Here is an 11362-nt window from a genome sequence, read left to right as displayed (position 1 = left end):
CAACCATCAGACCGCTTCGGCCTTCACGATGTTCGGGAACCACGAGAGAAGCGGCACTCGCCACCCGGACGTTTCGAGGTCGTACGTCTTGCCCACCTCAATCTGCTGGTACACGTCGGCTGAATTCCATCGCAACAGCCAAATACTGTCGGCCACGGCGAAGATGCCACACGACGTGTACACCCGCATGTCTGAGCCGTGCTCACTTGCGGCACGGTCTTTCTCCTCGACGACGCACGAAGTGTGCTCAACGCGGTGCAAGCTCTTCGTGATTCCGATGCTGCCCGCGAGCAGTATGAGAAGCACGATGGCGAGGCAGCCGAAGGCACCAGGGGCCCGTTTTCGGGAGCTCATTTCTTGTCCTTTCCGCCGGCGCGCACGGCGTCGACGATGTCTTGTTGGTACTTGGTCAGTTCGCCGGCGAACGGTTCGCCGTACGCTGCAGCGCCGATGGCAGCGAGCACGAGTGCGTCGGTCTCGTTGTTGTTCTTCGGTGCGACGTCGGGGAAGCGGCGCGCGACCGCGAGCAGTACCTCGTCCTTCGCCGCGTTCCCACGCCCTGTGGCGTACTTCTTGAGCTGCGACGGGGTCACACGTAGCGGCGGATCCCAGCCACGCAGCAAAAGCGCGTCGACGAGCATCCACCAACCGGAGTAGAGCTTGTCGAGTTGCCCTTTCGAGCCGAATGATGGCGACTCGATGGTCCAGGCCGGTACTCCCCCGAGCGGGATGGCCCACTCGGCGATCTTGTCGGCGATGCTGGCGACTCGATCCGGGTGCATCCACCATTCACTGCCGGGCCCGGATCGGACGGTGATGCACTCGGCTTCCCCGTCCGTGATGGCACACACACCTGTCGCGGTGAGCGAGAAATCAATTCCGAGGATCACGCAACCCTCCTTCCGTTTGCGGGCGCGGCCGCGGCGCGCGCCTCGATGATTTGCCGCAGTTCGCGGACTTTTTCGGTGAGTTCTCGTCTCTCCCGGAAGAGGTTCACGTTTGCCTCCTCGAGCGTCGCGTTCTCGCGTCTCAATCGGCCAGACGAGAGTTGCAGCATGTCTGATTCGGCCTCACGATCGAGGTACCCGGCACCAAGTGCGAGAACCATCCACGCGAGCTCAGACCCGGATCTGCTGACAACCCAGTCGCGGAGCTTCACGCGATCGCCCCGCTCAATGAGCGCCAGTAGCGAGGTCGAGTTCTCATTTGCCGCTTCTTCAAGCTTCGACAGCGTCATTTGCCCGGCCATGCGTCACCACACCTCTCGCAGGATTCATGCCTCGGTAACCCGTGCGGACAGAACTGCTTCTGCCGGCGGATGAATCGTCGGGCGTCAGCGTCGATCGAGTGCTTCTCGACTTCGTAGGCCTCGCGGTCCTGTTTGCAGGCTCGGCAGTTCTCATTGTGACCCCAGTGGTCGTGTTTTTTGCAGGTTCGAGTGGAGGGGGGCGGGGGCGCTTGCGCCTCTCCCCTGCTCCCCTGTTCCTCTGTTCCCCTGTTCCCCTGTTCCCCTGTTCCAGGCGCGACATCCTCGCGGGAATCTCCGGAGGATGTCGCGAGTTCGTCGAAACTCCGCATGATTTCGCCGTTCTCAAACGGGTATCGGGGCTTATTGGGCTTGTCGATTCGTTGATGCCGAGACCAGTTCACGACCCGCAGGTAGGAGCGTCCTTCGACCTTGTAGCGAGAGATTCGGCCCGCTTCTGCGATGTTCGCGAGGCCTCGCGAGACTCTCGCGAATGTCTCCGGAGCATCTCGCTCGAGGTCATCCGCGAAAAGGTCAGCTGCGATCTGCGAAACCCGATCTTCACCTACTCCGTTGTCGTCAACGTACGAGAAGATCCCGACCAGAAGTAAGCGATCTTCGGGATGCAGGCATGAGATGTCCTGTGATCTCCAGAACTCGGGCTTGATCGAGCGGATTCTCAACTTCTTCCACCTCCTTCCACCCGTGGATGCTCTGCCGGATGATTTCTCCCCACCCAACCTCGTAGGCGTGGACACTGAGAGCGTCAGCGTAGAGCTGGGCGAGGCTGTGCTCGCCGAGCTCCTCGTACTCACCTGCGAACCTGCAAAGCTCTTCGGTTGTCAGGTTTCGTGCTGCGAGCAGCACGTGCTCATCGTTTAGTCGTAGGGCGGATCGCATGGCTCGTGGCCTCCTTCCTGCGTGAGTCGACACCAGCCGTGAACGGCGTGCCGGATGGGTACCTCGTGTGATTTGCGAATACCGATTCGAGAAACAATGAAGCCGTGGACGCGTGAATCGAGGCGGAATCTCTCGACGTCTTTGTGGCATCCGATGGTGCCGTGGCCGCACAGGATGACACCGTTCGAGACGTCACCGATCCATGCGACCTTCCGGCTACCACCGGCGCCGCGTGGGGCCCGGTGGTGGATGCTCCACAACAGGCCCCGCCCGTAGCGACGATCTTGCTCACGTCGGCATCTCGCGCATCTGTTCTTGTCACGTTTGAAGATCTGGTCCACGACGTCGTCAGTGAATGCGCCGAGATCTGCACCTTTAACCATCGATGGGCGCGGCTTCCGTGTACTGGGCGCGCGCCGCGGCGTGCTTGTCGAGGCCGAGAGATCGCCAGAGCCAGTCGATGCCCTTCGTGTCGAAGTCGTCGATGTCCATACGCTCGGGCAGCTTGTGGACGACCGAGCGAGCACCTGTGAGGGTGGCTTTGCCGCGCAGGGGCATCTCGATGATTGCGTCGACGTCGTAAGCGAGGTTTCGGTGCCCCTTGACCTTCTCCGTCTTCGCCGTGGTTGGTTTGCCCTTGTTGTCCATCACAGTGACCGTGTCCATTCGGGCCGTAATGATCACGGGACCGTTGTGAGACCGGAGGGTGCGCAGCAACTGGTTCCACTCTGCAGTGACCTTGTTCCAGAGGTCCATGCCGACGGGAGCTTCACCGGTACGGTTCTGCGCCTGGTGACGCTGCTGAGCGAGCCATGTTGCCTTGTCCCGCAGCGTCTCCCAGATGAGCGTGCCCGAATCAACGATGATGAGGTTCGGGCGCCCGTCTTCCTCGGGTTGGGCGACGACAGCCCGAGCGACGTGCTGCAGACTGCCCAGGGTGCCGTCGTACTCCACGATCTCGAACTCGGCGCCCGGAATCGCCCCGTACTCATCGGGATCCTTCTCTCCAAAGCCGATCCAGAACGTGCGCCCGATCAGGGCGGAGGCTGACGCGAGCGCCGCGTGATAGCTCTTCCCGGTCTTCTCGCGCCCTGCCATGAGCAGCACGGGCCAAGAAGGAAGGCCCGAGGGCTTCCGAGTTACCAGTTGGGGCGACGGCGCCGACTTCGAGGGCTGAGCGTTCTGCAGAGCTTGCACCGGGTTCGTCTTCGTCTTCGGATCAGCGGGCAGAGGAATGTCGTTCACAGGATCTCGCTCTCATATTCGTCTTGGAAGTCGTAGACCTGGGCCATCGCAGGCTTCAGGAGCTGGATTCCGTCGTATCGGCCGGGCCAGATGCCCGTTTCTCGGCACCGCACGAGACGCTCGCGCGCCGCTGCGGCTTCACGCTTACCCATCTCGCGAAGGTCCTCGTCGAACTTGTAGACCACGACGTCGTGAGGGGCTTTCTTCTCAACGAAGATGAACAGCATGTCGACGAGTTCGATGCCTGCGGCCGCCGCGATCTCGTCGTACATTTCGCGCTGCACGTGGTACTTGAACTTCTTGACGGTCATCTTCACCGCCTGCTGGGCAATGTCGTCCGTCGTCTTCAGATCGCCCGCATAGCGCAGCGATGCAGTGATGGTGTCGAACCGGCATCGCTGCCGTACCCCCGTCGCGGCATCCGTCGAGAAGACGGACGCCTCCGAGTGGCGTTCTTGCTCGAACAGCATCCGGGCGTCCTTGTTCGCGAGAACAGCCTCAGCCATGCGCTTGATGTCGTCGAACTCGCCCTGTTTCACGGGAGTCTTGCCGGTCGCTCGCGCTTCGGCCATGAAGTCCTTGGCGGCCTTCGTGGACGCTGCCCCGTTTGCGGCGAGGAGCGCCTCGGGGATGACGACTGTCTCGGCGCCGGTTCCGAGAACCATCGCGTGCGCTGCGGTGCCGATGTCCCAGGCCTTCTTGGGTTCGCGGTGCCCGTCGATATAGACGTGCTTGTAGTGCAGCGGAGATTTCAGGATCTCCTTCGCCGCTGACGACGAGAACTCGGGTCCGCCGTGGTACTCGTCCTCCGCCATTCCGAGCACGAGGCCTTCGCGCTTCATTTCACCCAAAATGGGTCTCCTCTCGTACGCGGTCGACGTCGGCGTCCAGCCGATCGGATTCGAATCGCGCTTCGATGTAGGCCGGGTCGTCCATGTCTTCGAGCTCGTCGAAATCGACATAGGGCGACGCGGGCAGGTTCAGGGCGTCCTCGTCATACGGGACGGTCTGCGGCGGCCGCTCCTTTCGGAACCAACCGCAGGGGCACTCGCGGTTGTGCCCCGCGGGGTTGTTGCGATTCCTGCAAGGCTTCGACACAACCGTGGCAGCGCGTGCACCGACCGCTGCCACTCGAGGAATGGGGTTCTTCGACATCACTTCTCCTTCATTCCGAGCCACTCGAGCAGCGTGCTGATGTGGCCGAGTTTCCATGCCGCGAAGAAACAAGTTGCGGCGGTGAGGGTAAGGGCGATCACCGTGGCACCCCCTCCTGCGATCTGGTCAGGCGGCATCGGGGTCGTCCACGGGTGCTTTCGCAGCGTCTTCGAGGAAGTCCCGGAGACCGGCGAACATCGGATGGACGTTACTCACGAGCTTGGTTCGCTGCTCAGCAGCTTCCTGCTCCGCGGTTTCCATCGCGTGCCGTAGCTTCCGAGATTCCTCGATCGTGAGTTCGTCGGCGACAACGACATGCACGATCCCGTTGCAAGCGTGAGCGTTCGCGACAGTGTGCTCGCGGGTGATGTTCTGGTCAGACATTGGTGGTCTCCTTCATTTCTCGTGGGTTCTGTGCCCACAGGTCAGGACGCGTCCACAGCGCCGTGATAAGCCGTAGCCCAACACCTGGCTCGACGGCTGCGATGACAGCGACGCGGTCTCGGATGTACGCGCATCGCCCGGACTCGGGATGGATTCGTGTTTCGGACGGCTCGAGCAATGCGGCCCTCACTTCGGCGTAGGTGAGTTGTCCGCGCTGGCCAGCCATGAGCTGAAACCGTTCGGTGAAGTGGTCCGTGCCGGTGAACTCGGAACCAGGCGGCACGTCGCCGGAGCGGTAGCCGTGCAAAGGGTCCTCTCGTGCTCGCAGCTCAGCGACCATCGATCGGACAGTGGCGAGACGCATATGCGGTGTCGCAACCCACCGCTCCCCCCACGGCATGCGCCAAGTCTGACCAGCCCGAGAGTGTTCCTCGATGAGCACGGCGCCGTAGCGGGGGAACTCTTTCCGGGCGAGCTTCAGGTGATCCTTCATGCCCACGCCCCTATCGATAGTCGGACGTAATACAGCAGGAGCAGGGCTAGCGCCGCCACGACGAAAATCAGAACGAGGTCACGCCACCGCATCTGCGACCTCCTGCAGCTCGCCGTCCTCGATCACAAACGCTGCACCACCGTCTGCGACACGTTCGATCCACACCTGGAAGCCGTGCTCACGCGCGGAATCGGTGATGATCCGCATCCCGTCGTCGTCGAGCAACGAGCCATCCATGATGCGGATGACACGCAGCTTCGGATTAGAGGCCATCGCCATTGCCATCGATACCCGAATCTGCTCGGCCGCGGAGGCCTGCGAGAATGGGATGCCGGCGAACGTCACCCCGTCAGCGTCGAAACCGAGGCCATCGACCGGGAATTCCGCGCGGGCGAGAGCTTCCGCTTTCTCCGCATCGATCGCTGCGATCTGCTCGCTAAGATCCGCGTACTCGATCTCGAGCTCGGCGTGCTTCACGCTCTGCTCACGCGCTGCGTTGTTCGACCGGATCGCTACGTTCACCTCATCGAGTGCCTGGAGGCGTGAGCGCAATTCATCCTCATCAACGAGCTGAGTAGTTGCATTCTCCTCGGCATCACCAAGCCAACCTTTGAGCTGGTCGAGTTCCTTCTCGAGTTGCTCGATCCGGTGCACCAACTTCTCTTTCGCTTCAATCGCGCTCCGAACGCTCTGATTGTGCTGCATCGCCTCCTCGAGCTGCCCGAGAACTTCACGCGCACTCGTCTCTTCGTGAGCAATCGCAGGGTCGATCGCTGGCGGCTCACCAAGAGCTTTCTTCGTCCGCCCGACCTCAGTTCTCTCGGCGAACTTCGTCTCGCGTTCGGCGTCGAGCTTGTCGATGTCGACGTCGAGTGTCACCTGCTTAAGCAGCATCTCCTTCTGGTCTCGCGCGCTCAGTCGAGTGAATGCGAGAGGGTCGAACGACATTCGCCCGAACAGCGTGTCGAGCAACGACTGGGGCGACTTGTACTCGGCACCGTCGGCGGACTGCACTTTCACGGCCGTCGTCCCGTTGCGCCAGATTCGGGTGACGATCATGTCGCCGAGGTTGAGCGTGACGCGCGCCTGGTCGGCACCGTCACGGATGGGCTTCACGCTCTTGTTGCCCTCGCGGCCACCGAGTGCAGCCCAAATGGCGTCGAGTACTGAGGTCTTGCCTTGAGCGTTGCGACCCGAGATGACGACGGCGCTGGAGTCGTCGGGCTCGATGCTGATCGCTCGGATCCGCTTGAAGTTCTCGATGGACAATTCGACGATGTGCATGATGTTCCTTCCGATGGGCACGAGAAAGCCCGCCCCACGTTCGATGTGGAGCGGGCTAGTGCCCGCCACGGCTTCGACCCCGTGACGGGCTGGGCGACTACGGGCGCCCGTTGAAAACCGAGAACTCGACGCCCTCGGTGATGTGCTCGACGATTTCCTTGAAGGCTTCTTCGAGGACGCGGTCGATGCCGATCAACTTGTAGCCGATCTTCACCGCGCCGCCCTCGAGCCGCCATCGGAGCTTCGCGACCACCTTGTAGGCGGCTCCACCGAGATACGGGGCGACCCCGATCTCGAACTCCTCAGGGATCGTGAGCTGACCGGTCTTGCCGGCCTGCCCCTTGATCTCCTCCTGGTAAGAGAACTGGGTCTCTCCGTTCGAGAGCCGCTGACCGGACACGAAGCTTGCGTTTCGCGCGCCCTGCATCGTCTGAGCGATCTCGAGGAGCTCGGCGGCTGACGGCGAGAGAACGGTCTCGGCGTACTCCTCGATGTGCTCGGCGAGCTTCATCTGAGGACCGAGACCCTGGCCGTTCACCCACGCGCCCCAGGCGGGCGTGTGTTCGAGCTCGAGGGTGACTTTGTGCTTCTCGTGCCCAAAACGTGTCGCAGACAACTCGGTGACGCCCGAGTGCGCGTCGATAATGCCGACAACGCGGTTGTGTTTCTGATCAGCCCAGACCTCGGTGTGGTCGTCGCCGTGCCGCTTGATATACGCAATGAACGCATTGTCGTTCGTCACGACCCGGTTGTTGCTCGCCCGCTCAGCGAACTGCGGCAACGCGTCGACGGTGAGCACCGTCTTAGTTCCGTTGCCATCCTCGACGAGGAACTTGTCCCCGTGGCCGACTTTCACCGGCGCCGCGGCACGCGTCGCAAGGTCCGCGACCACCGCTTCCGCGGTGAACGCCTCGCTGAGCTCGGTAACGAGAGCTTCTGTCACTTCTTGACCTCCTTGATCTCGCCCGACTTTTGGTCCACTACGCGAAGCGGCCCGAAGTCGAGCATCTGCGGCGAATCTCGGGTGAGGTTGCCGTCCTTATCGGGGAAGAAGATCCCCGGCTTGCGGTCATGCTGGGGCATGACGAGCTTCACGTCGTCGGCTACTTCGAGAGTCGACGTGTCGTTTTTGAAGGGCTGCACCACGATCTTCAGTGTGAGAGAGCCCTTCTTTCCCGTATCCATCACGGCCGCCACCAAGTCATGCATCTTGACCGAGAGCTCCTCGTGAGTGGCCGGACGTTTCAGCAAGAACGCTGAGAAGTCCTGCGGGTCGACGATCTCGTCGTCACCAATTTCAGCCATGAGGCTTCCTTTCTTCAGAGTTACTGGAATACGCAATTGGGCGCTGGGCAAATGCCCGTGGACTTACGCTTTGAAGCTGACCGTGATGCCACTCTCGTCGTCCTGGATATTCAGAAGCGATTCTCGAGCGATGTGTACCGTTTGTTCCGCGGGTTCACGGTCAAAGAAGTAGGCATCTCGGAGGCTCACGGGTCGGCGGTGCTTGAGAACGCTTCGGGCGAGTGGCGGAGCGATCGCGGAGCCGAAATAGCTCGCGACGTCAAGCCCGGCTGTCAACTTGCCGACGGCCGGGCTACTCAGAAAGGGTTCGGCGCTCCCTCGGCCGCCTTAATGGCCTGTCCGAGCTGCTTCCGAAGCTTCCTGGCTTCCTTCAATGTGAGGAAGCGTTCGACCTTGCGTTCCTCCCCTTCGGCTTCTTCGAAGGCTGCTACCGCGACCTGCGAACCGATCAGACGAACGCCGACGACCTTCGCTTCAACGGTCTTGCTGCGCTTGATTTCCATGTGCGCTCTTCTCTCTTTGTTTGATGGGTCAGTTTCGGGGCGGCCACGACCAGTGACCGAGTTTCGAAGCGTCCGAGTAGGCGACGTGCTCGTTGAAGAACATCCCCGTCGGGTTCATCACGGCGAGGCTCACGGTGGAAGTTTCGTCGTAGGTGTTCACCGCGGTGACGATCGCGGCGCGAGGCTCCGGCTTGTGCTCACCACCCGGCGTCCCGTACGAGTGGTCATGGACGATGCATCCGACGGTGGGCTGCAAGCTCACGGCTTCAACCCCCACGCCTCGCGCGCCTCGGCGAGCTTCTTCGGAGACCGAAGCACCGTGGAGTTCTCGTGCTTCGTGCCGAACGCTCCCCGGACAAGGCCCCGGAACTCGCGACGCTCTGACAGCGGCGTCGGCGTCTTCTCGGCCTTGGTGAATTTCACACCGCTCTGTCGGCGCAGCTTCTTGATTCGAGTGGGCATGTCGCCTCTCCCTTCGTTGTTGGCTCTCTGCCGTGGTGGCCGCGGTCACTCAAACCCCGCGGCGGGCCGTCAAGTCCGACGCTCCACCTCCGTGACCATGCTTCCTACCGCGCTCCCCACCTCTACGGGTTCAGCAACGTGCGTGTAACAGCTACACCCAGCGCGAACGCCGATAAGGAAGTGTGCCGTCGTGGCCGGTCGGGATCCTTGGCCGCCATTCAGCGGTCACCGGGAGCAAAGCGCGCAACTGCTTGCTCGGGCAGGATCCTGTTCAAGTTCTCTATTCAGCGCTGCAACCTTTGGGACCGGGTGTCATGCGTAGACCATCGGTGTCACCCACCGCGCAGGTGGTGTGCCGCCCCACCAATCAGGGGCGTTTCAGTTGCAGCTATGTAGTTGTGAACCGCTCAGCGGCCGTGAGTTCGACGCTTTCGACGGTGACGAACCCGGTTTCGGGTATGCAGTAGCTCAGCCACCGTCGAAACGGCGGTCGGCGGGCGCCGGTGTACTAGCCGGCGAGTTCGGAAAGTGGCTCGAGCATGTGGGTTCGCAGCTGCTCGATGCCTTTCATCGTGACCCTCACCTGCGGGGAGTCGAGCACGGTCTCGCCGGTCTCAGGATGACGATGCGACTGGGGCTTATGACGAAGACGACCGGTATCAACTGCGCTCTGCCGCGCCTGCCATCGTCCCGACTGCCGATATACCCACCGGATTGACTTCATAAACTCGAACAGGCGATCGCGCCCCGTCACGATGCCTGCGCGCTGAAGCATCTTCGCCGCATCGCCAATCGAGTAGTCGCCATCTACCGCTGCAAGGTCGTCCCAAGCACCGGCACGTGGTTCTAGCTCTGCGATCTTCTGCTCCGCAGCTTCCCTAGCGTCCTCCGCATCGATAACCATGAGCGCGAGCTGCCTACGGTCGAGTTCGACCACGCGACGGGGCGTAGCAAGCGCCAGACGCAGCTCGTAAAACTGCTTTACCAGCTCCACCTTGAAACCAACAACGATCGGGCTGTTGCGCATGAACGTCATCAGGAGTGTTGACTGGGGCTCATTCAAGAGGGCGTACTCTCGCACTTGGGCCCCACCCGACGTCATGAAGGGTTGCGTTTCAAACGCGACCCCTCCAAATGCCGACAATTGCGAGAGGTTCTTGCGAACAAGCTCGAGCACGTTCTTGTGCTGCACGTCGGTGCGACCGGCGATGATCAAAGACGAGATACGCAGTTCACCCTCCGCATCCTCGATGATGTTGATACGCTGAACTTCAGACATTGATCTTCCAATCAGTTGTTCTGGCCCGAGGCTGCAACCTTGGGCTTCTTGCTGTTTGAGGTTCGGCTGTCGATGAAACGCTGCAAATCAGAGGCCGGAATGCGGTACTTAGCTTTGCCTCCGCCAAGATCGAGGCGGCGGGGAAGTTCTCCGTCATCCATGCGGTCGTAGATGTACTGCGTCGAAACACCAAGCAGATCTGCCGCGGACCTCACGCTGTACTGGCGTTCAACCTCGAGCACCTTCACGGCAGTCATGCTGCTTTCCTCAGCATCGAAGACGAGATGAACCCGACAACTCTGGCGACATAAGTTTGAGTGGGATGAAATACGCCGTTCTCAACCTTGGACAGGTATGAAACCGAAGTGTCGGCACCTGTGGCAACTTCCTTCAGGGTCATAGAAGCCATCTCGCGGAGTGCCTTGATTGCCACTCCCGGCGGCTGTGTTTGCTGCTTCATGTCAAGTAGTTTTACACAGTTCTTGACGCGCCGCAATTCCGAACTACAAGTATTTGACTCAAGGAATTTAACAAATGTCAACTTGTTGGGATCACTTGCTAACAAAACATTGACCTGTTAGCTTTGAGTCATGTCAAAAACCGATCTCCCGAATCTTTCTTTCGAAGAGCGAGGAAAGTTGGCTGCGCGCGTGAAGGAGCTGCGCACCACCGCCGGAATGAAGCAATCAGAGTTGGCAGAGCTTGCGGGCATCACTAGGCAGGCCCTCTCGAACATTGAGCGAGGCTCGGTCCCGCAGATTGACAACTTGCGACGAATCTACGAGGTGCTAGGCATTGAGATCACACCGTTCGAGTTCTCTACGGAAACCCGTCAGTGGCTCGCTATCGTCGGGGGCATCCTTGACAGCCTCCCCGAGACGAGACGAGCAGAAGCCGGCCGGGCCGCAGTCGCCACTGTGACCGAACACCTGCAGGTAGCGGCTCGTAGCAATGTCATTGTCGGCGGCTTCGGCGAGAATGCCAGCGCAGATGAAGACGAGATCCCCGACAACGTCGAAGCCGTGTGGGCTGAAGACTTTGCGGCCTCACCGAAGAGCGACCTACCCGAGGACCACACCCCTTAGAAGCGCATCACCAATTGCCCG

19 protein-coding genes are annotated in these 11362 nt (G+C 61.0%); 1 reads left to right on the top strand and 18 read right to left on the bottom strand.

Features of this window, described 5'->3' with window-relative positions:
- Nucleotides 1–6 precede the first annotated feature (6 nt).
- The 18 genes from ACFWHR_RS07505 to ACFWHR_RS07420 form a co-directional block, all read right to left on the bottom strand.
- Entirely contained in the window at nt 7–354 is a 348-nt protein-coding gene (locus tag ACFWHR_RS07505; RefSeq protein WP_382447642.1) for a hypothetical protein, read from the bottom strand.
- A complete protein-coding gene (locus tag ACFWHR_RS07500; protein WP_382447641.1) occupies nt 351–890 on the bottom strand; it encodes a hypothetical protein in 540 nt (179 codons plus the stop codon). The genes ACFWHR_RS07505 and ACFWHR_RS07500 overlap by 4 nt, the downstream gene beginning before the upstream one ends.
- Complete coding sequence (locus tag ACFWHR_RS07495; protein ID WP_382447640.1) at nt 887–1249, bottom strand: hypothetical protein; 363 nt, start codon at nt 1247–1249, stop codon at nt 887–889. Before ACFWHR_RS07495 ends, ACFWHR_RS07500 begins: the two co-directional genes overlap by 4 nt.
- Nucleotides 1250–1825: 576 nt before the next feature.
- Nucleotides 1826–2113: a hypothetical protein gene (locus ACFWHR_RS07490; protein WP_382447639.1), complete on the bottom strand. Its 288-nt coding sequence runs from the start codon at nt 2111–2113 to the stop codon at nt 1826–1828.
- A 408-nt stretch (nt 2114–2521) separates the two neighbouring features.
- Complete coding sequence (locus ACFWHR_RS07485; RefSeq protein WP_382447638.1) at nt 2522–3391, bottom strand: AAA family ATPase; 870 nt, start codon at nt 3389–3391, stop codon at nt 2522–2524.
- Nucleotides 3388–4233 carry a PD-(D/E)XK nuclease-like domain-containing protein gene (locus tag ACFWHR_RS07480; RefSeq protein WP_382447763.1) on the bottom strand — a complete coding sequence of 282 codons (846 nt, stop codon included), beginning with the start codon at nt 4231–4233 and terminating at the stop codon, nt 3388–3390. Before ACFWHR_RS07480 ends, ACFWHR_RS07485 begins: the two co-directional genes overlap by 4 nt.
- 1 nt (nt 4234) lies before the next feature.
- A complete protein-coding gene (locus tag ACFWHR_RS07475) occupies nt 4235–4546 on the bottom strand; it encodes a hypothetical protein (protein ID WP_382447637.1) in 312 nt (103 codons plus the stop codon).
- A gap of 126 nt (nt 4547–4672) precedes the next feature.
- Complete coding sequence (locus ACFWHR_RS07470; protein ID WP_382447636.1) at nt 4673–4930, bottom strand: hypothetical protein; 258 nt, start codon at nt 4928–4930, stop codon at nt 4673–4675.
- Nucleotides 4923–5423: a hypothetical protein gene (locus ACFWHR_RS07465; RefSeq protein WP_382447635.1), complete on the bottom strand. Its 501-nt coding sequence runs from the start codon at nt 5421–5423 to the stop codon at nt 4923–4925. The genes ACFWHR_RS07470 and ACFWHR_RS07465 overlap by 8 nt, the downstream gene beginning before the upstream one ends.
- Before the next feature lie 78 nt (nt 5424–5501).
- The gene (locus ACFWHR_RS07460; RefSeq protein ID WP_382447634.1) at nt 5502–6707 is read right to left on the bottom strand and encodes an AAA family ATPase; all 1206 of its coding nucleotides are present in this window, start codon (nt 6705–6707) and stop codon (nt 5502–5504) included.
- A 97-nt stretch (nt 6708–6804) separates the two neighbouring features.
- Nucleotides 6805–7650 carry a DUF2303 family protein gene (locus tag ACFWHR_RS07455; RefSeq protein ID WP_382447633.1) on the bottom strand — a complete coding sequence of 282 codons (846 nt, stop codon included), beginning with the start codon at nt 7648–7650 and terminating at the stop codon, nt 6805–6807.
- Nucleotides 7647–8012, bottom strand: a complete 366-nt coding sequence (locus tag ACFWHR_RS07450; protein WP_382447632.1) for a hypothetical protein — start codon at nt 8010–8012, stop codon at nt 7647–7649. The genes ACFWHR_RS07455 and ACFWHR_RS07450 overlap by 4 nt, the downstream gene beginning before the upstream one ends.
- A 296-nt stretch (nt 8013–8308) precedes the next feature.
- Complete coding sequence (locus tag ACFWHR_RS07445) at nt 8309–8515, bottom strand: hypothetical protein (protein ID WP_382447631.1); 207 nt, start codon at nt 8513–8515, stop codon at nt 8309–8311.
- 28 nt (nt 8516–8543) lie between these two features.
- The gene (locus ACFWHR_RS07440) at nt 8544–8777 is read right to left on the bottom strand and encodes a hypothetical protein (protein WP_382447630.1); all 234 of its coding nucleotides are present in this window, start codon (nt 8775–8777) and stop codon (nt 8544–8546) included.
- Nucleotides 8774–8977, bottom strand: a complete 204-nt coding sequence (locus tag ACFWHR_RS07435) for a hypothetical protein (protein ID WP_382447629.1) — start codon at nt 8975–8977, stop codon at nt 8774–8776. Before ACFWHR_RS07435 ends, ACFWHR_RS07440 begins: the two co-directional genes overlap by 4 nt.
- 508 nt (nt 8978–9485) lie before the next feature.
- Nucleotides 9486–10256 (bottom strand): phage antirepressor KilAC domain-containing protein, encoded by a 771-nt coding sequence (locus ACFWHR_RS07430; RefSeq protein ID WP_382447628.1) that lies wholly within the window; start codon nt 10254–10256, stop codon nt 9486–9488.
- A gap of 11 nt (nt 10257–10267) precedes the next feature.
- Entirely contained in the window at nt 10268–10513 is a 246-nt protein-coding gene (locus ACFWHR_RS07425; RefSeq protein ID WP_382447627.1) for a helix-turn-helix transcriptional regulator, read from the bottom strand.
- The gene (locus ACFWHR_RS07420; RefSeq protein WP_382447626.1) at nt 10510–10716 is read right to left on the bottom strand and encodes a helix-turn-helix domain-containing protein; all 207 of its coding nucleotides are present in this window, start codon (nt 10714–10716) and stop codon (nt 10510–10512) included. The genes ACFWHR_RS07425 and ACFWHR_RS07420 overlap by 4 nt, the downstream gene beginning before the upstream one ends.
- 130 nt (nt 10717–10846) lie before the next feature.
- Between ACFWHR_RS07420 and ACFWHR_RS07415 the strand changes: the two genes are divergently transcribed.
- Entirely contained in the window at nt 10847–11341 is a 495-nt protein-coding gene (locus ACFWHR_RS07415; protein WP_382447625.1) for a helix-turn-helix transcriptional regulator, read from the top strand.
- Nucleotides 11342–11362: the final 21 nt, after the last annotated feature.

Origin of the sequence: Leucobacter sp. NPDC058333 (assembly GCF_042726155.1) — a bacterium.
Classification (GTDB): domain Bacteria; phylum Actinomycetota; class Actinomycetes; order Actinomycetales; family Microbacteriaceae; genus Leucobacter.
Note: the sequence above shows the minus strand (reverse complement) of the source record. Positions and strands in the feature narration are given on the sequence as shown.

Excerpts from the sequence above, each read along its gene's own strand:
- ACFWHR_RS07435 (WP_382447629.1), bottom strand. The coding sequence starts at position 8,977 with ATGCCCACTCGAATCAAGAAGCTGCGCCGACAGAGCGGTGTGAAATTC.
- ACFWHR_RS07415 (WP_382447625.1), top strand. The coding sequence starts at position 10,847 with ATGTCAAAAACCGATCTCCCGAATCTTTCTTTCGAAGAGCGAGGAAAG.
- ACFWHR_RS07425 (WP_382447627.1), bottom strand. The coding sequence starts at position 10,513 with ATGACTGCCGTGAAGGTGCTCGAGGTTGAACGCCAGTACAGCGTGAGG.
- ACFWHR_RS07475 (WP_382447637.1), bottom strand. The coding sequence starts at position 4,546 with ATGTCGAAGAACCCCATTCCTCGAGTGGCAGCGGTCGGTGCACGCGCT.
- ACFWHR_RS07430 (WP_382447628.1), bottom strand. The coding sequence starts at position 10,256 with ATGTCTGAAGTTCAGCGTATCAACATCATCGAGGATGCGGAGGGTGAA.
- ACFWHR_RS07445 (WP_382447631.1), bottom strand. The coding sequence starts at position 8,515 with ATGGAAATCAAGCGCAGCAAGACCGTTGAAGCGAAGGTCGTCGGCGTT.
- ACFWHR_RS07495 (WP_382447640.1), bottom strand. The coding sequence starts at position 1,249 with ATGGCCGGGCAAATGACGCTGTCGAAGCTTGAAGAAGCGGCAAATGAG.
- ACFWHR_RS07480 (WP_382447763.1), bottom strand. The coding sequence starts at position 4,233 with ATGAAGCGCGAAGGCCTCGTGCTCGGAATGGCGGAGGACGAGTACCAC.
- ACFWHR_RS07460 (WP_382447634.1), bottom strand. The coding sequence starts at position 6,707 with ATGCACATCGTCGAATTGTCCATCGAGAACTTCAAGCGGATCCGAGCG.
- ACFWHR_RS07420 (WP_382447626.1), bottom strand. The coding sequence starts at position 10,716 with ATGAAGCAGCAAACACAGCCGCCGGGAGTGGCAATCAAGGCACTCCGC.
- ACFWHR_RS07470 (WP_382447636.1), bottom strand. The coding sequence starts at position 4,930 with ATGTCTGACCAGAACATCACCCGCGAGCACACTGTCGCGAACGCTCAC.
- ACFWHR_RS07505 (WP_382447642.1), bottom strand. The coding sequence starts at position 354 with ATGAGCTCCCGAAAACGGGCCCCTGGTGCCTTCGGCTGCCTCGCCATC.
- ACFWHR_RS07450 (WP_382447632.1), bottom strand. The coding sequence starts at position 8,012 with ATGGCTGAAATTGGTGACGACGAGATCGTCGACCCGCAGGACTTCTCA.
- ACFWHR_RS07465 (WP_382447635.1), bottom strand. The coding sequence starts at position 5,423 with ATGAAGGATCACCTGAAGCTCGCCCGGAAAGAGTTCCCCCGCTACGGC.